The 19,860-nt window shown below is 55.7% G+C and carries 14 protein-coding genes, 1 tRNA gene, 3 pseudogenes and 1 riboswitch; of the genes and pseudogenes, 11 read left to right on the top strand and 7 right to left on the bottom strand.

Annotated elements, in window-relative coordinates:
• Both GOB85_RS13390 and GOB85_RS13385 read left to right on the top strand, forming a co-directional pair.
• Positions 1–88 (top strand): annotated as a pseudogene (locus GOB85_RS13390) (IS5/IS1182 family transposase); the annotation flags it as partial.
• A 132-nt stretch (positions 89–220) separates the two neighbouring features.
• The gene (locus GOB85_RS13385) at positions 221–1,525 is read left to right on the top strand and encodes an MFS transporter (protein ID WP_173577956.1); all 1,305 of its coding nucleotides are present in this window, start codon (positions 221–223) and stop codon (positions 1,523–1,525) included.
• 319 nt (positions 1,526–1,844) lie between these two features.
• On the opposite strand, the pseudogene GOB85_RS13380 reads toward GOB85_RS13385, so the two are convergent.
• From GOB85_RS13380 to GOB85_RS13370, 3 genes and pseudogenes are all read right to left on the bottom strand, one after another.
• Positions 1,845–2,218, bottom strand: a pseudogene (locus GOB85_RS13380) (transposase); the annotation flags it as partial.
• A gap of 79 nt (positions 2,219–2,297) precedes the next feature.
• Entirely contained in the window at positions 2,298–3,215 is a 918-nt protein-coding gene (locus GOB85_RS13375; protein WP_173577957.1) for a hypothetical protein, read from the bottom strand.
• 251 nt (positions 3,216–3,466) lie between these two features.
• A pseudogene (locus tag GOB85_RS13370) lies at positions 3,467–4,231 on the bottom strand (IS5 family transposase).
• 301 nt (positions 4,232–4,532) lie between these two features.
• Here GOB85_RS13370 and GOB85_RS13365 point away from each other — a divergent pair.
• The 4 genes from GOB85_RS13365 (at position 4,533) to GOB85_RS13350 (ending at position 10,528) form a co-directional block, all read left to right on the top strand.
• Entirely contained in the window at positions 4,533–5,795 is a 1,263-nt protein-coding gene (locus GOB85_RS13365; protein WP_242011502.1) for an FAD-dependent monooxygenase, read from the top strand.
• A gap of 491 nt (positions 5,796–6,286) precedes the next feature.
• The gene (locus tag GOB85_RS13360) at positions 6,287–7,012 is read left to right on the top strand and encodes a pyridoxine 5'-phosphate synthase (protein WP_173577959.1); all 726 of its coding nucleotides are present in this window, start codon (positions 6,287–6,289) and stop codon (positions 7,010–7,012) included.
• Between the two features lie 345 nt (positions 7,013–7,357).
• The gene (locus GOB85_RS13355; protein WP_338421733.1) at positions 7,358–9,640 is read left to right on the top strand and encodes a TonB-dependent receptor; all 2,283 of its coding nucleotides are present in this window, start codon (positions 7,358–7,360) and stop codon (positions 9,638–9,640) included.
• 135 nt (positions 9,641–9,775) lie between these two features.
• Positions 9,776–10,528 (top strand): transglycosylase SLT domain-containing protein, encoded by a 753-nt coding sequence (locus GOB85_RS13350; RefSeq protein ID WP_242011501.1) that lies wholly within the window; start codon positions 9,776–9,778, stop codon positions 10,526–10,528.
• A 37-nt stretch (positions 10,529–10,565) separates the two neighbouring features.
• Here the strand turns inward: GOB85_RS13350 and GOB85_RS13345 are convergent, their stop codons facing one another.
• The 4 genes from GOB85_RS13345 to GOB85_RS13330 form a co-directional block, all read right to left on the bottom strand.
• Positions 10,566–11,300 (bottom strand): hypothetical protein, encoded by a 735-nt coding sequence (locus tag GOB85_RS13345; RefSeq protein WP_173577960.1) that lies wholly within the window; start codon positions 11,298–11,300, stop codon positions 10,566–10,568.
• Positions 11,301–11,628: 328 nt separating this feature from the next.
• Positions 11,629–11,705: transfer RNA gene (locus GOB85_RS13340), tRNA-Pro, on the bottom strand.
• 91 nt (positions 11,706–11,796) lie between these two features.
• Entirely contained in the window at positions 11,797–12,390 is a 594-nt protein-coding gene (locus tag GOB85_RS13335; RefSeq protein ID WP_173577961.1) for an LOG family protein, read from the bottom strand.
• A gap of 373 nt (positions 12,391–12,763) precedes the next feature.
• The gene (locus tag GOB85_RS13330; RefSeq protein ID WP_173577962.1) at positions 12,764–13,972 is read right to left on the bottom strand and encodes an MFS transporter; all 1,209 of its coding nucleotides are present in this window, start codon (positions 13,970–13,972) and stop codon (positions 12,764–12,766) included.
• 246 nt (positions 13,973–14,218) lie between these two features.
• On the opposite strand from GOB85_RS13330, the gene GOB85_RS13325 reads away from it, so the two are divergent.
• The 5 genes from GOB85_RS13325 (at position 14,219) to ribB (ending at position 19,797) form a co-directional block, all read left to right on the top strand.
• Positions 14,219–14,821, top strand: a complete 603-nt coding sequence (locus GOB85_RS13325) for an NUDIX domain-containing protein (protein ID WP_173577963.1) — start codon at positions 14,219–14,221, stop codon at positions 14,819–14,821.
• Positions 14,822–15,124: 303 nt separating this feature from the next.
• A complete protein-coding gene (locus GOB85_RS13320) occupies positions 15,125–16,405 on the top strand; it encodes an AI-2E family transporter (RefSeq protein ID WP_173577964.1) in 1,281 nt (426 codons plus the stop codon).
• A 160-nt stretch (positions 16,406–16,565) separates the two neighbouring features.
• Positions 16,566–16,717, top strand: a riboswitch (FMN riboswitch).
• A gap of 94 nt (positions 16,718–16,811) precedes the next feature.
• Positions 16,812–17,861, top strand: coding sequence for a bifunctional diaminohydroxyphosphoribosylaminopyrimidine deaminase/5-amino-6-(5-phosphoribosylamino)uracil reductase RibD (locus tag GOB85_RS13315; RefSeq protein ID WP_173577965.1), 1,050 nt, complete (start codon positions 16,812–16,814; stop codon positions 17,859–17,861).
• 5 nt (positions 17,862–17,866) lie between these two features.
• The gene (locus GOB85_RS13310) at positions 17,867–18,484 is read left to right on the top strand and encodes a riboflavin synthase (RefSeq protein ID WP_173577966.1); all 618 of its coding nucleotides are present in this window, start codon (positions 17,867–17,869) and stop codon (positions 18,482–18,484) included.
• Positions 18,469–19,797 carry a 3,4-dihydroxy-2-butanone-4-phosphate synthase gene (gene ribB, locus GOB85_RS13305; protein ID WP_173577967.1) on the top strand — a complete coding sequence of 443 codons (1,329 nt, stop codon included), beginning with the start codon at positions 18,469–18,471 and terminating at the stop codon, positions 19,795–19,797. The genes GOB85_RS13310 and ribB overlap by 16 nt, the downstream gene beginning before the upstream one ends.
• Positions 19,798–19,860 lie beyond the last annotated feature (63 nt).

Below are 19,860 nucleotides of genomic sequence, written 5' to 3'. Positions count from 1 at the left end.
ACAATCCATTGCGTCCTCAACCGCATGGACATTGATCGCCTCGATCCGCATGCTCACACGACGGACAGCAAGGCATTGTCAAGCTTAAAAAACTTTCGAATCGGGCTCTGAAAGCTGGCCGATCGTTGGAAGTATAGTTGATGGCGTCCGGCCCGGCTTGTCGTTTCATAACCACATGATAGCGTAATGCCTGGCCTGAAACCTGAGGGAAAGCAGAATAATGTCGACCAGGCAGGCGCTTTCCGTGAAAGAAAAGATGGCCTACGGCTGTGGTGATGCTGCCTCCAACATGATGTGGGGCATGACGTCATCCTACCTGATGTATTATTATACAGACATATATGGTCTGCCGCTGCTTGCCGTATCGTGGATACTGCTGGTGGCCCGTGTTGTGGATGCCTTCTGCGATCCGGCCATCGGCTATGTGGTTGACCGTATCGGCGGCCTGTTCGTGCCGCGCCTGATACGCTTCCTTGCCATTCCGTTCGGCATAACGGGCTTTCTGTGCTTTCTGGCCCTGCCGCTTTCGCCCACGGGGAAAGTTGTGTGGGCCGGAGCGACCTATATCGTGTTTGGTGCCATCTATTCCTGCATCAATACGCCCTATGGTGCGCTGGCCGTCATGATGAGCCGTTCCGCTACACAGCGCGTTAGCCTGAATGCGTTCCGTATGATGGGCTGTCAGGCCGGATCGCTGCTTGTGGCGCTGCTGACCATTCCCGCCATCACCTGGCTGGGTGGAGGCGAAAGCGCAGCGCAGCATCGGTATGGCATGGCCGTCTATGTGCTGGCTCTGTCGGTTCTGGGCAGCATCCTGTGGCTGTGCGTGGCGCGCGGCTGCACCGTCAGGCATCCGCCAGCACCCGTCCGGCAGGATCTTCTGGTCACGCTGCGCCACCTTCTGGGAAACCGGCGATGGGTGCTGAGCAACCTTCTCGCATTCTTCTATTTCGTGGGGCAGGCGGCCCTGTTCGGGTTTGCCCTGTATTATGCCCGGATCGTTCTTGGTGGCACGGAGCAACTGGGCGCCAATATCATTACCTTCATCACCGTCCTGTTATTTGCGGGCGTGCCCGCCTGCCTGCCGCTTGCCAGACGGCTGGGGACTGTCCGCAGCGGGATCATGTGCCTGATCGCACAAGGAGCAGCCTATCTGGCGATGGCTGTGGCGGGCGCGTCCATGACAGGCTTTTTCCTGTCCATAGCTCTTCTGGCACTGGCTCAGGGCGTGATGTCTCCGTTCTATTACACCTTGCTCGCGGAAGCCGTCGATGATGGCGATCCGAAGACTTCGACCGGATCGGCTGGTCTGGCCTATTCGATCAACACATGGGTCACGAAACTGGCGATGGGGCTGACCGGCTTCGTTCTGGCGCAGTTCCTGTCACAAGGCCATTACGTCGAGGGCGGGGTTACACAGCCACCGGATCTGTCGTTCTGGATTATGGCTGGATTTATCTGGCTACCGCTTGGGGCAGTATGCATGCAGGCCCTCTGCCTTCTGGCATGGCGCGACAGAGAGTGAATATTCTGCCTGGACTGTAATCGAATGGGTCATGCATCTTGCCGGATTTTCGATATTTCCCCCAAAATCCTGCAGATGTCCTGACCTGATTCTGGCTGACTAAGCCCGTCCGGTTATGTTTTCAGATCAACTATGACCGGACCTTCTGCTTCCCCGCCTCACGCTCAGGGCTTATTCCCTGAGATGGAAGAGGAAGCTTGCTGCGATGTGGAGTGCGGACAGGGAGGTATGATCGCAGCTCTTTGAGTTTTGCGACCATGTTTTCGATGAGGTGGCGCTTTTTATAAGGCGGACGGGTCGCCCTGCCCATCACACACGTTGAGTTCAGACCGTGTTTTGTCCGTCCGATATGGCGGGGAAAAGCCCTTTCTTGAGCAGGGAGGCTGCCGTTCTGTGTGCCTTGAGGCGGGTCGCATCAATCATCAGGCGCTTTGAACGGGCCGCCTGTTCTGTCAGCACGACGAAGATCCGGTCAAAGACACCCAGGCGGGTCCACCGGATAAAGCGATTATATAAAGTCCTGTGCAGGCCACAGGCTTTCGGAGCATCTTTCCACTGAAGCCCGTTGCGGATCACATAAACAATCCCGCTCAGAACCCGTCGGTCACCCACACGCGGAACCCCATGCGCCAGAGGAAAAAACGGCCTGATCCGCCCCATCTGACGCTCAGACAGCAAAAATAACTCACTCACAGGCCCACCCTCCATCGGTAAGCCTGTGAATCAGAACACCCCGCTCAGTTCAATAAATTAATACGGCCTGAGCCTAAATTTATTTGCCTTCAAACTCATGGCGGTGCTCACCCCACCAAGAAACGAGATAATCGAGAGCCATCGGGTTTATTTTTTGCTCTTGGCCGGTTAATCGAGTAAAATATCGTCCTGCATATTCTACATTCATTAAATTCTTGTTGTTTTTTATTACATTAACCATAAATTCCAATCGATCCACTTTATGAATATCTTCCCGCTTTGAAATGTACTCTATCAGAGCGGGTTGAATGCTGGAAGGTGTTTCTTGAAATAACGTGGAGAGTTTATCGAAAGAGAGAGAGGATGGATCAATATTATTGCTCCAAGGAACAGTAAAAGTATCATACATAGAACGGCTGTGTGATAAAAATATTTGATTCCACGCAGCATAAGCTCGAGAAGAAAATTTATTACTTTTATCGCCTGCAATTTTCTTTAATTGATCAAACATTTCCCTATCATTGTTCTGCGCACCGATAACTGCCATTGTGAAATCTTCATCTTCTTTTATGCTTTTTAAAAGGACCTGTGCCGAGTTGGTGGCCGCATCCAGGGCTATGAGCTTTTTTTCAGCTTCCATCACCTGTTTTACGACTGTTTCGGAAAGTTCTTTCGCTTTGGTAGCTTCGCTTGCCACCAAATTAATTGTGGCTGTTTGAACTTGCGCCTGTGTTCTTAATTTAGAAACATCGCCCGCATCAGCAACAGCTTGTTCTGTGGCCGCCTGAATGGTGCCAATTGGCGTTTTGAGCGTAGTAATCCTATCTTGGATTATCAGCGCTACGCCAAAAAAGCCTGCCAATCCTCCAGCGGTAAGTATCTTCCCGCCGATACCTTTACGAGACTCTATAGAGCCTCTCTTTATCAGCCACCAGACAGGAAACCCCACGCCAAATAACACAAGAAAAATTCCAAATACTTTAATTACAAAATCCACGATAAGTATTCTCTATGCAACGCCGTTTAATTTGATAAAAATCAATACAAGGCTAATGATTTTATGATGCTATGAGGGAAAGATAAAGTCAATTTTATATAGATATCTGTTGCCGGAAAAAATTTCGACTCCACCAAGTCATGCGTGGCGTAGACGCTTGCGGCAACCCGCGGCGTTTTTGCACTGCACTGTGGTGACTATGTACTGGAGCAAATCTGCTTGCTCATGAAGAACGAAACTAGGTTCAGGACTCATTCTTTAAGATAGAAGATGAAGGTTGCAGCGATATGGATTGTGGACATGAATGTGTGAGCGCAGCGGTCGTATCGTGTTGCGACACGTCGCCAGTCCTTGAGTTTTGCGAACATATTTTCGATGAGATGGCGCCTTTTATACAGATGCCAGTCGTAGGGTGGCTTTGATTTCCGGTTCTTTTTTGGCGGGATACAGGCGGTGATGTTCCGCTCCGCGAGAGACAGTCTGATTTTATTACTGTCGTATCCCCGGTCCCCGAGAACTTCTTCTGTCTCTTCCGGCAGATCTGCCAGCAGAACATCCGCACCGTTGAAGTCGCTGACCTGTCCTGCTTGTCAGATGAAGGCGGACAGGCCTGCCCTGACCGTCACACACGGCATGCAGCTTTGAGTTCAGGCCGTCTTTTGTCCGTCCGATATGGCGGGGAAAAGCCCTTTCTTGAGCAGGGAGGCTGCCGTTCTGTGTGCCTTGAGGCGGGTCGCATCAATCATCAGGCGCTTTGAACGGGCCGCCTGTTCTGTCAGCACGACGAAGATCCGGTCAAAGACACCCAGGCGGGTCCACCGGATAAAGCGATTATATAAAGTCCTGTGCAGGCCACAGGCTTTCGGAGCATCTTTCCACTGAAGCCCGTTGCGGATCACATAAACAATCCCGCTCAGAACCCGTCGGTCACCCACACGCGGAACCCCATGCGTCAGAGGAAAATACGGCCTGATCCGCTCCATCTGACGTTCAGACAGCAAAAATAACTCACTCACAGGCCCACCCTCCATCGGTAAGACTGAGAATCACAACACACCGCTCAGTTCAGGAAACTAACCGGTCCTGAGACCAGAGTTTGCAGATGCATCTTCAGACGTGTTACGCGCTTCGTGTCGGAAAAGGCATGACCTGGTTTGGTAAGCCCAGGTTCTTTCGGTAACGAAAGCTCTGATCTTTGGTCTCATGCGCCAGATCCCCACGACGAACAGCAGGCACTTTCGGGTGTCCGGCCGTTCGTCCGCGTGGGTTTCAGCTTTGGGAAACGCTCCGGTCGAACATCGACAAGGGAGCAGAGATATGCCGAACAGTCTTCCGGATAGTCTTGACGTCATCATTGCGGGCGCTGGCCCCGCTGGTCATTTTGCGGGCATCCCGTTCTTCCACGATCAGATCGACACAACGCGATGGCCGTATCGTCTGTCAGGCTCGATGGGCAGCCTCCCGACCGACATGGCGGCCCTTGAAGCCGTCCTGACACAGCGTGCAACGGCCATGGGCATTACGATCAGGCGTGGTTGTGCGGTCGGGGATTTCGAGCAATCCGGGACGGAAATCCGTGTTCGCACGGAGACCGGAACATATCGCGGGCGCTGGCTTGTGGGCTGCGACGGTGGTCGCAGCACAGTACGGAAAAACGCCGGTATCCGCTTCGGCGGAACGGAGCCGGAATTTACAGGATATTCGGCGCAGGCGGAACTGGCCGATCCGGCTCGTCTGAAACCCGGCCGTCATTACACACCAGCAGGCATGTACACATACGCGCCTTCTGGCATGATCGCGATGGTGGACTTTGATGACGGGGCGTTTCATCGCACACAGCCGATCGACCGCACGCATATCGAAGCGGTGCTGCGCAGACTCTCAGGCATCGATGTCACGATCACCGGCCTCACGCACGCCACCACATGGACCGACCGCGCCTGTCAGGCGATCGACTATCGGAAAGGCCGCGTGTTGCTGGCCGGAGATGCCGCACATGTTCACGCGCCGCTGGGTGACCAGGGACTGAACCCTGGTCTCGGCGATGCGATGAATCTCGGCTGGAAGCTTGCCGCCACGATCCGCGGCACCGCCCCGACCGGGCTTCTCGACAGCTACGCGCAGGAACGATACCCCGCCGGAGAGCAGATCCTCGACTGGTCACGCGCCCAGGTCGCGCTCATGCGGCCGACACGCAGCACGCGCGCGCTTCAGGCCATAATCCGCGATCTGATCGGAACACGTGACGACGCAACCTGTTTCGCCGGGCGCGTGTGGGGCATCGACCTCCGGTATGATTTCCAGGGCACGCATCCGCTGGCTGGCCGCAGCGTTCCTGATTTCGAACTGGCCGACGGCACAAGGCTGAACGAACATCTTCGGAGCGGACGAGGCCTGCTTCTGGATGCTGCCTGCTGCGCGTCACGACGGTCAGCAGCCGAACGGTGCTGCGGCCAGATTGATTATGTCGCAGGCGCCCTGAAAGATTTTCCCGATCTGAATGGGGTCCTGGTGCGCCCGGATGGCGTCATTGCCTGGGCCAGCGATGATATCCCCAACGACAATGAAGACTTAACATAGGCCGCATTGCGCTGGTTTGGGGACGCATGGGAAGAGCCTTCCTTTCCACTCAGTTTTATTCAACAGCCGGCGTCCGCTATCAGGTGGGGTTCTCAGCCGGAAACCGGACCATCCGTTCTGACGTGCCCCCTCCGCCAAAGCGGCCGTCCTCCATAACACCGATGTCCCCTCAAAAACCATTCCACCCCCGAACCAGACTTCTCCGGAACCTTCTGGAATCGTCACCGTCCCCAACTTCGGTCAACGCCCCCACACAAAACAAATTCCCCCACCAGCCCGACAGAGACAGGCCCAATCACAGATCGCCACACAAGGAGCCCGGCCCATATCACCCCGCAGCTACCCTCACCCCAATCCCATCCGCTCCACGCGACCCGGCCTCTGCCAGCCACCCCCGAAACAATCCGTGATCCACACTCAGACACCCCCACCCCTTCTGGAAAACTCCCCCTGATCTGAGCTAACCTGAACGCCACAAGAGGAGAGTCCGCATGACCGCCGCCCCACTGCGCCTCGGCGTCAACATCGACCACGTCGCCACCGTCCGGAATGCCCGCGGTGGCACAAACCCCGACCCCGTTGAAGCCGCTCTCCTCGCCCTCAAAGCCGGAGCCGACGGCATCACCGCCCACCTCCGCGAAGACCGCCGGCATATCCGCGACGAAGACCTCGCCCGCCTCCGCGCCGAAATCCGTGCCCCCCTCAACATGGAAATGGCCGCTACCGACGAAATGGTCGCCATCGCCCGTGACATCCGTCCCCATGCCTGCTGCATCGTCCCCGAGCGCCGCGAGGAAGTCACCACCGAAGGCGGCCTCGACGTCGCCGGCCAGGCCGACTGGCTCGGCCCCGTCGTCCGCGCCCTCAGCAGCAAAGGCATCCGCGTCTCCCTTTTCATCGACCCGGCCCCGCTCCAGATCGAGGCTGCCGCCGCCATCGAAGCTGCCGTCGTCGAACTCCACACAGGCGCTTATGCCGAAGGCATGGACGGCGAACTCGCCCGTCTGAAAGTTGCCGCTGCCCAGGCCGCCGCCCTCGGGCTGGAAGTCCACGCCGGCCACGGCCTCAGCTTCGGCAACGTCGCCCCCGTCGCCGCCATCCCCGAAATCGTCGAACTTAATATCGGTCATTTCCTCATCGGCCAGGCCATATTCGACGGCCTCGCCCCCACCATCCAGGAAATGCGCCGCCTCATGACCGCCGCCCGCAGCGCATAACAACGTCGTATCGACCTGCCGGGAAGAAAAACGGGAGCAACCCGCTTCGCACCCGGGACAGATAAGCTCTGCATGACGTGTTCAGGAGGATGCGTCCGGGTCTGGCGGAAACGCGCGAAAAGCCGATCTGCCGGATAGCATCGTCATATTTTCCCATCAGATCTCTCGCGCCCCTTGCATTTCAGAAAGCACGACGGCATACCCGCATCAGATCTGATAATGAGACCTATTCTCATTATCTCACGCTGTAACGGATCAGCCCGTATCTGCTCAGTCATAAGGATCTGCGTGAGACGCATCCCATTATCCCGACACTCTTCCACCGGTCACAGAAAGCATCATCCCGTGTCCCTGTTCCCGCCCGCTCTCACTCAGGCCGCCTCACGTACAATCCCGGCTCTGGCTCTGCTTCTGGCCTCATGCTGCCTGAACCACGCTTTCGCCGCGACAACCTCCACTGCGACGGGAGACATCAGCGACACTAAGCAGAAACCAGCTGCAACCGGCACAAAACCAGCGGCATCATCCGCCCCTGCCAGATCCATTCCCGGGGCAGGCGTGGAAGCCGGACAGGGTGAAGACATCATTATCAAAGCGGCCCGTCGAAACCGCATGGAAGTCACCAGTGGTGGTCAGCTCGGCGCGCTGGGCAATAAAAAGGGGCTGGATGTGCCCTTCAATATCCGCAGCTATAATTCCAGTCTGATACTCAACCAGCAGTCCCAGACCCTTGGTGAGGTTCTGGAAAATGACCCTTCCGTCCGGACCACCATGGGATACGGGAACTTCGCCGAAATGTTCGTCATCCGTGGCTTTCCGGTTGACGGTGACGACGTTGCCATCAACGGTCTCTACGGCATCACCCCGCGCCAGCTCGTCTCGCCGCAACTCTACGATCAGGTGCAGGTCCTCAACGGAGCCAGCGCATTCCTTAACGGCGCCGCCCCCGGTGGTTCAGCCATCGGCGGCAATATCAACCTGATGTTCAAACATGCGGAGGAGTCGCCGCTGAATCGTCTCACTGCCGATTACACCAGCAGCGGGCAGGGCGGCGGCGCGCTTGATGTCGGTCGTCGTTTCGGCGCTGATAAGGCTTACGGATTCCGCCTCAACGCCGCCGGCATGGACGGCGAAACGTCCATTGATCAGGAGCGGCGCCACGATATCGCCATTGGTGGCGACTTCGACTGGCACGACGACAAAACCCGCATCTCCCTCGATATGAATTATCAGAACCAGGCCGTCGACTGGGGCCGTGGAGGCGTCTTTCTCGCTTCTGACCTCACAGGCGTTCCGCGCCCTGCGGCTCCGTCTCACAATTTTAGTCAGAAATGGACCTATAACAACCTGAACTACCTGTTCGGTATGCTCAACATCGAACATGACTTCGGAAAGCACTTTACTGTTTATGGTGCTTTCGGTGCGCTCAGCGGTGAGGAAAAAGGTAACTACTCCACGCTCACCGTCACCAATGCTCAGACCGGAGATGGCACAGCAGGTGCCATGTACGTCCCCTTCAACCAGATGAATGAAAGCACCCGTGCCGGCGTCCGGGCTCATTTTGACACCGGCCCCGTTCATCATGAGGTCAACGCCGGCGGCTCAGCTTTGTGGGAGGAAGATTATACTGCTTACTCAATGGCCCTCACGTCACTGAGCACCAACCTCTACAAAACCCCGCAATATGCCGCGCCGGAAGAAACCTTCTCCGGCGGCAACCTGCGCAACCCGACACGCTCGAACTGGACTAAACTCTACAGCCTGTTTTTCTCCGATACGATGAGCTTCTGGCATGACCGCATCGCGCTGACCGCCGGCTTCCGGTATCAGAATATTCTGAACAATAGCTACAATTATTACTCAGACGGCCGCATGAACGATCACTACGACAAAGACGCCTTCACACCTGTCGTGGGCCTTGTCATCCATCCGACAAAACACACAGCGATCTATTTCAATCGCATCGAAGGTCTCTCGAAAGGCCCCGAGGCGACCGGGACCAATCTCGTCAATCTCGGCCAGATCTTCGCACCCTATCAGAGTGTGCAATACGAAATCGGCGCCAAATACGATATCGGCCGTTTCACCACGACCCTCGCCTTCTACCAGATCTCACAGCCCAACGCGTATAGCGAACCCTACGGAAATAGTGGCGAACAGATCTACCGGGAGAACGGCCTTCAGCGAAATCGTGGCATGGAACTGTCGGTCAACGGCGAAATCATCCCCGGACTCCGTTTCAATGGCGGTATGACCCTTATTGACGCCTCCCTTCGCAGCACGGACGGCGGAGTCGATAACGGACATACCGCCATTGGAATCCCTAATTACACGGTCAATGGCAATCTCGAATATGATCTGCCTTTCCTGAAAGGCGCGACCGTCACCGGTCGTGTCGTCAACACCGGCAAGCAGTGGGTCAATACTGCCAACACACAGCATCTCCCGGTCTGGACCCGCTTCGACCTTGCTGCGCGCTATACCTTCCCCGTCGCGCGCAAACCTCTTACCCTGCGCTTTGGCGTTGACAACCTCGCTAACTCCCGCTTCTGGACTTCATCTTTTAACGGTTATCTGCTCGAAGGGCTTCCCAGAACCTTCAAATTCTCTGCTACAGTGGATTTCTGAAAAACGCCTGAAGGAATCGCCATAATTTATCTTCTTCGATCTTATGTGAATCTACGGGACAGACCTTTGAAGCCGGGCAGGTTCGTAAGACACTCTTAACCTGCCCCTAACAAACCCTGGCTAAACTTTGTCCTCATGATGGGCCTCAAACCCGCGCACCTTATTCGCCTGCGCGTCTTCGCGACATTTCTGTCAGTGACACTCCCTGGCCTGACAACTCGTGTCATGGCAGCTCGTCCCACTATGGCCGCACCGATGAGCTGCGAACAGGCAGCAACCATTGTCGAGCATGCGCTCGACCTCCCTCAGGGTCTTCTCGCCATCATAGGCCGCGTCGAAAGCGGTAACCATCCACTCGCGGTCGATGTCAGTGGCACCCCCATTCAGTTCGCCCGCCTGGATCTCGCCGTGGACGCCGTAGAGACCATGCTCCATTCCGGCGCTTTCGGAGCGCGGCCTCACCTTGATGTCGGCTGCTTCCAGATTAATCTGGGCTGGCATCCGGATGCCTTTGCTTCGGTCGAGAGTAGTTTCGACCCTCTTATCAACGGCGTCGCCGCAGGCCAGCTTCTTCGCCGCCTGCACGTCATGACCGGTGACTGGCACAAAGCCGTCGCCCGTTATCACGCGGCTTCTCAGGAAGGTGCGCGCTACGCATCGCATGTCTTCCGAAATTATGAAGCTCTGCCCAAAATCCAGCAGTCGCCGATCCCTGTCGCGACTTTAGATCCTGTATCACAATCTGCACCGAAAACCGCATGGCGACGCTATGCAGGTCAGCTCTGGATTGCCACTGCAACCGGACACGGAATCACCGTTTTCGAACCATCATCGGGGCATTGGACTTCAGGTAGACGCACTGTCAGCCGGCCCCGCCGTGCCGCCTGACAGTGCGTCTGGAAACATAGCAGCCATCCGCCGCACATTATGGATGATCGCAACTCTGCGTTAGTCTGTTGAAATACAGTCCTGCCGAGCATGTCACCACATTGTTCTGCTGCATCGTACTCGGAGCGTAGCCATTTCCCACAGGATAAGCCTGCTGCGGATAGGCATTCTGGGGATAATAGGTCTGCGGGTAATAATTCTGCGCTGGCATCGGTTGAGAATAGCCCTGCGTATAGTTGCCATAGGGCTGCTCGTAGCCTCCGGAGCCCTGGTAATAGTCACCACTGTCATAGGACGAACCTACAGCCGCCCCGGCGGCCAGACCGAGCAGTGAACCAAAAGCAAAGGGTGCGCCCCAGCCCCAACCCCATCCCCAGCCGCCATAACCGCCCCAGTAAGGATAACCACCCCAGCCATAATAGCCGGGATAACCGCCCCATCCCCAGCCTGGACCGCCCCAACCCCATCCACGACCACCGCCCCATCCGCCACCCCGGAACCCGCCGCCACCAAATCTACCGCCTGGACCGCCACCCCGGAACCCGCCGCCACCAAATCCACCGCCTGGACCGCCACCCCGGAACCCGCCGCCACCAAATCCACCGCCTGGACCGCCACCCCGGAACCCGCCGCCGCCAAATCCACCACCTGGACCGCCGCCACCGTGACCGCCGCCTCCGCCACCACCGTGCGCAAAGGCAGGCCCGGCGACACCGACAGCCAGCATGACAGCCATAACAGTAGATAACAGTTTGAAACGATTCGTTTTCATGGCGCTTCTCCCGAAGCCGATTCCAGCGGCAGACCTGAAAAACTATCTGCGGCCAGGTGGATCATTATCCGGATGACGCGACAAGATGCCCGTTCGTCGTCACGGATCATCACATCACATCACAAACCCTATATGGTCATAGATCCGGTAATGATCACCCTGCAGATGATTCATCACTCGTTTATGACCAAATCATGCCTGGAAAAGGGCAGTTTGTCCCACCACGTAACAGTGCAAGCCAGACCGGAATGGCTGTCCCGCACAGTATGCAGGGCCACATCATAATACACAGCAATTTTAAAACGGAAATAACCGGGTTTGTCGCCCCTGGTCGGAGTGAGAGGATTCGAACCTCCGGCCCCTGCGACCCGAACACAGTGCTCTACCAGGCTGAGCTACACTCCGATGGGGTGGGCGGCTAATACCGCCCATCTCCGCTCGCCGCAAGAGGGCACGATGGAAAATCCATATTCCCCTTCAATATCTGTGTCCCGTCTCAGAGACGGGCAACTGATTCCGCCTTTTCGGCCGTGCTCCGCGCCGTAGCGCCAATCGTCGTCAGCGCGCACGATACATCCGGCACAACCTGAACCAGCGCGCGCGCCTCCGGAGATGCAAAGCCCTGAGCAACAGCTGCATCCAGCATCGCCAGAGCAGGAGCTGCCCAGTTAGCGACATTAACGATCAGAATCGGTTTGGCATGAAGCTGCAACTGCTTCCATGTGATGATCTCCATCATCTCATCGAACGTGCCGAATCCACCCGGAAGAATCGCAAATGCATCAGCATCGGCAAACATCTGCTGTTTGCGAGTGTGCATTGAGCAGGTGACGATCAGTTCGGTAATTCCCCGATGCATCACTTCCCGCGCTTCAAGAAATTCGGGAATAATGCCCGTTACTGTCCCACCTGCCTCAATTGCCGCATCGGCAACTGCTCCCATCAATCCCACATATCCGCCACCATAAATCAGATGAATCCCGGCCCGGGCCAGACCGCAGCCCATCGCCACCGCCGCTTCGCGATAGGCTGGCAGATTACCGAAACGAGAGCCGCAAAAAACGGCGACAGATGCAATGCAGGCAGACATTGATGAACGGCCTCCTTGAACAGAACACAGGCAAACTCTTCACGACCCGTAATGAGCACAAAATCCGCGTGACGACTTCCGGCCATGATACAGGGACACAACGTTCCGCCAACCCGTAACGTATGATGGAAGTAAGGCCTCATTCCGACATTTTCAAAGATTACTGGTAAAGTAAAATATATGGCCCTGCCAGGATCGAAATTTTCTTCCTTTTCGGGTGCGCAATAAAACGTTCACCAAAGTGCGCGGACCTTTGATGGATCAGGGAAAAGCCCCGAATAATCCCGCCGCTAAACGGGAGCTGAGTCTTTACCTGTGCTCGGGCTGGCAGGGGTGGCATCCGCTAATTTCATGAAAACCGTTTTCCATTTTTTCAGATGCTCTTGCGCTTTGGCTTCAGAGCGAAACTGAGTCCCACACCAACGATTGAAAACAATGCGGCAACCATAAACAGTGTGGAAAACCCCCAGATCGGAATAATCATACCCAGGCCTGGTCCTGAAATCCCGATTGCCAGATCCAGAAACACCGAGAATCCGCCCAGCGCTGCTCCCCGGTTGGCTGGCCCGAGGCGCCCTACCGCTTCGACCCCCAAAGCCGGAAACACCAGAGAAAATCCGATCCCTGTCAGCGCGGCGCCCAGATCGGCCAGTAATGGCGTCTGCCCCCAGGCCAGAATAAATAATCCCAGAGCTTCCATTCCCATCGAGATCGCCGCCACCGAAGCTCCGCCGATCCGCGCGATCATATGCGAACCAAAAAAACGCGTTATTACAAACAGAATACCAAACAGCGCTAGAGCTGTTGCTGCCCCGCTCCAATGTTCTGCGTCGAAATACAGCGCCAGACAGGATGCAATTGCCCCGAAACCAATTGATCCCGCAGCCAGAGCAACTCCGAATGGCATCACGGCCCGGATGACATTCATGAACGATGGCGCTTTCGTCTTTGGCGCGGACTTCGTTGTCTCATGACGAGCGGCAAACGGAACACAGACCAGCATGATCATGCTAGCGAGCAGTCCTACCCCTGTGAGACCACCCAGAGCCCCGCTATAAAAAAAGATCATCGTCGCGATGGGTGCTCCAAGCGCGATACCACCATAGGAACATACGCCGTTCCACGAAATCACCAGAGCTGTACGCTCCGCTCCAGCTCGATAGATGTTCCAGATGATGACCCCAACCGCCACCCAGCTCTCACTGAACCCCAGCAAAAAGCGTCCGGCCAACACAAGGAGCAGAGATAGCAACGGCATGGATATGGTCTGTGCTGCCGCGACCAGCAGCAGGCTTGAAAAGCCGCCAACCAGCAGTCCTGTAACGACAACACCGCGCGCCCCGGTTGTGTCGATCCGATTTCCCGCCCACGTCCGGGTCGCCAGTGTCGCCAGATACTGCGCTGACACCGCGAAACCCGCGAGAACCGTTCCATACCCCAGTGTACGATGCACAAACAGAGGAACCACCGCCATTTCCAGGCCGATGACAATGTAACAGACAAGGTTGAATAGAACGATCGGGAGAATGCGTAACGTGGCGGAAGAAGTTGTTTCAGATATCCGCCTGGATATCTCAGTCATTTGATGCAACTCCCGACGGCATTGAAGCCGAATATAATAGCGTGGTGTTCTGCGCCTGCCGGCCATGGCAGCATATGGAAGAAAACGAAATAAAAAGACGTTCCCTGCCTCTGGTCTCGGCGACTGTTACGTCTCCGCCTGAACCACGGGCCTCGGCAGCCTCTGCCAGGTATGGGAGTGTTTGAAAGTCTCACAATATGTTGCTTCAACACTTAACGTGAACAGGACGAAAGGAAACCATCCCACATGACAGATCAGAATCCACTTAGCTCTGAAATTTTTTCTAATATGTCTGATGATGGTGGTTACATCACTGTATCAACGCGCATTGCCTATGAAAATCCATGGACAAAGCTACGTGAAGACATCATCCGTCGTCCTAATGGCCAGGAAGGCCTCTATGGCATAGTGGAGCGTGGTGAATTTGCCGTTATTCTGCCTCTTGGAGAAAAGGACGGCGAAAAAACCGTCACTTTGATCCGTCAGTTCCGCTATCCCGTTCAACGCCGAATGTGGGAGTTACCTATGGGAATGTGGGAAACCCGCCCCGACGCCATCCCTGATGACGTCGCCGCCGGAGAATTACGGGAGGAGACCGGCCTTATCGCCGCCCGAATGCAGCATATCGGTGTCACCTATCAGGGTGCCGGATACTCAACTCAGCGGGGCCACGTTTATCTTGCGACAGGCCTCACTCAGGGGCCCGACGCTCTCGAAGCCACAGAAGAAGATATTACTTGCCATACTCTGCCTCTCACAGAGGTCAGACGAATGATCCGGGATAATGAAATCACTTGCATGGTGACCCTTGCTGTCTTCGCCATGGTCGAAGCAAAAAGCCTGATTTGAAACACGCATGATCTGCCAGAGATCTGCGTCCGCTAAATATCGTTTTATCCCTCAGTTAAATCGAGGCGGGCAGGAAACCAGAATATCTGGCGTCTGCCGCAACTATCTCTTTCCAGTATTTCCAGAATGTCAGACCTGTTCCAACTGAACGGCAGAGCAGATCTGAATTGACAGCACAAACCAGGGCATCGTGTCTGACTCTATGTCGGGGCAAACGGGACGGCCATGAGGCACGGTGGCACTGTGCCTCTGTCGGATCACAGGGGCGGCGGATGGCAGGCCGGTGAAAAGGGACGGGCGGACATGCAGGACAAAGCAACAAGTTCCCAGACAGAAAGGGCACCCTCTGGCAGTGAACTCCGTAAAAGACCACCACCCTCCGTCCTCGCCACTGACCCGGTCGATGAAGTCGAAGCGGAACGCGAGCAGCAGGTCCGCATGCATGAGGCCGTCCGGCGCACGAGGCTGAGCGTCTCACAGGTCTGCCTGCTCATCCTGACTATTCTCTCCGTTTTCTATACTCTGCGTATAGCCGCCGGGATTGTCCTTCCGATGGTTATGGCTGTCGTAACCAACCTGATGCTCGTTTCTCCCGTCAGGCTGGTCACGCACTGGTTCCGTCTGCCCAAAGCCATCGTCGCTTTGCTGCTTATTCTCACTATATTTGGCGTGTTCGCAGCCATTGGCATGGCCGTCTCAGTTCCCGCCGCGGGCTGGCTTGCCAGTCTCCCGCAGGATCTTGCCGCCGCTCAGGTTAAACTCTCCATCCTGCGCGGTCCCATGCAACTGATTGAGACAACCAATTACCGTGTTCAGAGTCTCCTTAGCGTCGCAGCTGGCGATCACGCTCCCCAGGCCGTCGCTCCGATCACTGCGGGACTGGCTCCTATTGGTTCTTCACTGCTGCTTGGCACACGGGCCTTCATGGGACAGCTTTTCACGTTCTTCATTATGCTGTTCTTTCTCCTTGCTCAGGGAGACAGCCTTCTGCGCCGTTTCGTTGAAATTATGCCCACTTTCAACGACAAACGTCGCGCCGTACAAATTGCATCCCGTATCGAACGGAATATTTCAATCTATCTTGCCACCATCACTATGATGAATGTACTCGTAGGCGTTGCGAATTTCATTCAGTGCTGGCTCGTTGGTGTTCCCAATCCGCTTCTCTGGGGCGTCGCCGCCTTCGCTCTTAACTATATCCCCATCATCGGTCCCTTTACGGGCATCGTACTCTATTTTTTCGTCGGATTGCTTGCCTTCCCTTCTGTCATGCACGCTTTTGCCGCTCCGACAATCTATCTGTGCATCCATCTGCTCGAAGGCGAAACCATTACTCCGATGCTGCTGGCCCGACGTTTTACGTTAAACCCCGTCCTCGTTATGGCTTCCCTGATGTTCTGGGACTGGATGTGGGGCATCACCGGAGCCTTCCTCTCTGTCCCCATGCTCGCAGTACTCAAAATCGTCTGTGACCACGTTGATAGCCTGACGCCCATTGGCCACATCATCGGTGGCCCCGGCCGTCTGCATCTCTCCCCAGACCATCGGCACCCGACTTGGCCAGCGCACGATCACGATCTTTGAGTCGAGTGAGGCTACTCAGGGGTTTCAGCAGTTTGGCGCGAAAGGTGACCCTGATTACATAGCGGATTGATGGAGAGCCTCCGGGTATCGCGCCATTTTTCTGGTTTCACGTTTTGCTGAAGGTGCTTGCAATCGATAGATTTTATCCTTCATAGTGCAGATAAGTTCTCAGGGCGGGGTGCAATTCCCCACCGGCGGTAAATCAGGCATTTGTGTCTGAAAGCCCGCGAGCGGTCTGTCTGAATAGACAGGTTTAGCAGATCCGGCGAAATTCCGGAGCCGACGGTATAGTCCGGATGAAAGAGAACAACGGATGGCTCAGACTCCCTGGAAAGGGAGTCTGAGGTTTTGTCCTTTGGTCTGCCCTGAATCGATGTGTCGTAGTGTCGAACCGGTGGGCAGCAGAATGGCGGAAAGCCTTCATTACAGTCTGATAGGGCAGGCTTTTCGTGCCGCGATTGCCGAAGCCTGTCGTTTTGTCGGTGCCACGGCTCCAAATCCGCCGGTTGGATGTGCCCTGCTAGATGAACAGGGGGCTATTCTGGCTGTTGCTGCTCATCATCGTGCAGGCCGACTGCATGCTGAAGCGCTGGCACTGGAACAGTGTGCGGGATATGGGCTGACGCATCGTATTCATTCCGCAGTTGTGACACTTGAGCCTTGTAATCACACAGGACGGACGCCGCCCTGTGCTGAGGCTCTTCTGGCAACGCCAGTCAGAACTGTCTGGATTGGCTGCCCGGATCCTAACCCGAATGTTGCTGGAGGAGGCGCGGAGCGGCTGAAGGTGTCCGGTCGGGATGTGCGCTGGATTGCCGACGCGGTAAACCTTGTGCCGGACGCGGGGCTGATTTTTAACGAGTGCCGCGGACTGATCGCCCCGTTTCAGAAGTGGAGCAACCAGGGACAGGCCTGGCTCACGATTAAACAGGCAACTGATGCAAGGGGATCAATGATTCCTCCGGTGGGGCAGAAGACATTTACGTCTTCCGCAGCTCTTGAAGTGGCTCATCGACTTCGTCGTAGCACGGACGCAATTGTTACCGGGGCAGGTACAATCCGGTCAGACCTGCCGGGATTTGATGTGCGGCACGTGCGGGATCATCCGGCGCGGCGGCGTTTGTTGATGATTTGTAGTCAGAATAGAGATCTTCCGGAAAGCTGGCTTGATGCCATGAGGCAGAGATTTGATGTCCTGTGCTGTTCCGATATTGGAAGTGTCCCCCGGATCCTTGCGGAAAACGGGGTGCTGTGGGCTCTTGTTGAGGCTGGTCCGTCTCTTCTTGCCGCAATCAGAGAAAGAGAGTTGTGGGATGACTGGCTTCATATTGAAGTGACGCCCGACGGTTCAGAGCGCGTGAGCGTGAGGCAACGACATGCGGCGACGCCGCTTTCGCTATTCCCGGAGTTGGCCGCAACGCAACAGCATGATCGTATCGTTGAGCAGGTAGAATAAGAAATATGTTTTCAGGAATCGTGGAGCATCAGGGTGGTATAGCGTCGGTTGAAACCGGGAATGCATCATGCATTCTTGAGGTTGATACCGGTATGACGGATGTCATGCCCGGGGAAAGCATCGCCGTGAATGGCGTATGCCTCACGGCCACTGAGATTAGTGACAGTGGTCGTGTTCGTTTTTTCATCAGCGCCGAGTCTCTGGATCGAACGGCCCTGGGTCGTCTCCGGAGTGGGGGGACAGTCAATCTCGAGCGGGCTGTCACGCTGGCGACCCGGCTGTCCGGGCATATTGTGCAGGGGCATGTCGACGGCGTCGCAAAACTTGTTTCTGTGGATCTCGCAGGAGACGCCCGACGGGTTGTGTTTAGTGTTCCCGCAGTATTGCGGCAATATATGGTCGAAAAAGGTTCGGTCACGCTTGATGGGATCAGTCTGACTCTTAACGAAGTTGGTTCTCCTGTTCCTGATGGATTCGGTACGGAGAGTTTCCGGATTGCGGTGATGATTATTCCCCACACATGGGATCACACGTCCATAGGCGTACTTTTGCCGGGCGATCCGGTGAATGTTGAAGTCGACGTAATAGCGAAATATGTGGAGAGCGTATGTCAGTATCGGTGAAACACGCGGTGCCCGCTTCGCTCAGGCGCGCGATTGAGGCAATACGGACCGGTCATATGGTCATTATGGTGGATGACGAAGACCGCGAGAATGAAGGCGATCTTGTGATGGCCGCCGAATTCATGACGCCGGAGGCAATGAACTTCATGGTGACACATGGCCGAGGGCTGGTATGTCTTCCTCTCACGTCTGAGCGTGTGGATCAGCTGAAACTCCCGATGATGACGAGAGTCAATACGGCGCCGAGAAGCACTGCTTTTACTGTCTCGATTGAAGCAAAAGAGGGAGTCACCACGGGTATCTCCGCGCATGACCGGGCGCGGACTGTCCTTGCGGCTGTCGCACCAGGCGCGAAGCCGGCTGATCTTGTGTCGCCTGGTCATATTTTTCCACTCCGTGCGGCTCCTGGTGGCGTGCTTGAACGCAATGGCCATACTGAAGGTTCTATTGATCTGGCGTTGCTGGCCGGGTGCCGCGCGGCAGCAGTGATTTGCGAGATTATGAGTAATGACGGGACCATGGCGCGGCGTCCTGAACTGGAGGTATTCGGGCAAAAGTATGGTCTGCCGATTGTGTCGATTTCTGAACTTTCTGACTGGATCAGCCAGAATGGCAATGGTGCAGTTGAACTGTCTGAGGCGGTTTCTGCGACCGGATTGCCGTCTGTGCTTCTGGAAGCCGTGGCTGGCACGCAGCCAGCTGTTACTGCGGAAGTGGCTGAGGCCGCGTTGCCAGGTGTGTTTGGTGGTAATGATCTGATGATCCATGCTTTTCGCGATGGAGATGGTGTTGAGCATGTGGCTTTAGTGAAGGGTAATCCATCAGAGAAGGGGAGCGTTCCTCTTGTGAGGCTTCATTCAGAGTGCCTGACAGGCGATGCGCTGGGGTCGCTGCGTTGTGATTGCGGGACACAACTTCAGACGGCGTTACGGAAAATCAGTCTGGTGGACAGTGGTGTGCTGATTTATCTGCGAGGACATGAGGGGCGTGGAATTGGTCTTGGTAATAAGATCCGCGCTTATGCGCTTCAGGACCAGGGGCTGGATACGATCGATGCTAATCATAGGCTGGGATTTGCGACAGATGCGCGGGACTGGTCCTCTGCGGCGTCGATTCTGAGAGATCTTGGAGTAGTCACTCTGGATCTTATGACGAACAATCCGGAAAAAGTTCGCGCACTTGAAAGCCGGGGATTTACAGTGCGTGAGCGTATTGCTCTGGATATTCCTTCCAATCCGTTCAACAGGGCTTATCTGGACGCCAAACGTCAGCGGATGGGTCATTCGCTGCGTGCTGAATCTGTTCGCGACTGAGTAAAACAGGCAGTTTTTTATAATACATCAACTATTGAAATGCGGATTTTCCGGAGAGGATTG

This window comes from Acetobacter fallax (genome assembly GCF_011516735.1).
GTDB lineage: Bacteria > Pseudomonadota > Alphaproteobacteria > Acetobacterales > Acetobacteraceae > Acetobacter > Acetobacter fallax.
Note: the sequence above shows the minus strand (reverse complement) of the source record. Positions and strands in the feature narration are given on the sequence as shown.

Coding starts and splice junctions, on each gene's coding strand:
- GOB85_RS13385 (WP_173577956.1), top strand. CDS start 221: ATGTCGACCAGGCAGGCGCTTTCCGTGAAAGAAAAGATGGCCTACGGC.
- GOB85_RS13365 (WP_242011502.1), top strand. CDS start 4,533: ATGCCGAACAGTCTTCCGGATAGTCTTGACGTCATCATTGCGGGCGCT.
- GOB85_RS13360 (WP_173577959.1), top strand. CDS start 6,287: ATGACCGCCGCCCCACTGCGCCTCGGCGTCAACATCGACCACGTCGCC.
- GOB85_RS13350 (WP_242011501.1), top strand. CDS start 9,776: ATGATGGGCCTCAAACCCGCGCACCTTATTCGCCTGCGCGTCTTCGCG.
- GOB85_RS13345 (WP_173577960.1), bottom strand. CDS start 11,300: ATGAAAACGAATCGTTTCAAACTGTTATCTACTGTTATGGCTGTCATG.
- GOB85_RS13335 (WP_173577961.1), bottom strand. CDS start 12,390: ATGTCTGCCTGCATTGCATCTGTCGCCGTTTTTTGCGGCTCTCGTTTC.
- GOB85_RS13330 (WP_173577962.1), bottom strand. CDS start 13,972: ATGACTGAGATATCCAGGCGGATATCTGAAACAACTTCTTCCGCCACG.
- GOB85_RS13325 (WP_173577963.1), top strand. CDS start 14,219: ATGACAGATCAGAATCCACTTAGCTCTGAAATTTTTTCTAATATGTCT.
- GOB85_RS13320 (WP_173577964.1), top strand. CDS start 15,125: ATGCAGGACAAAGCAACAAGTTCCCAGACAGAAAGGGCACCCTCTGGC.
- GOB85_RS13315 (WP_173577965.1), top strand. CDS start 16,812: ATGGCGGAAAGCCTTCATTACAGTCTGATAGGGCAGGCTTTTCGTGCC.
- GOB85_RS13310 (WP_173577966.1), top strand. CDS start 17,867: ATGTTTTCAGGAATCGTGGAGCATCAGGGTGGTATAGCGTCGGTTGAA.
- ribB (WP_173577967.1), top strand. CDS start 18,469: ATGTCAGTATCGGTGAAACACGCGGTGCCCGCTTCGCTCAGGCGCGCG.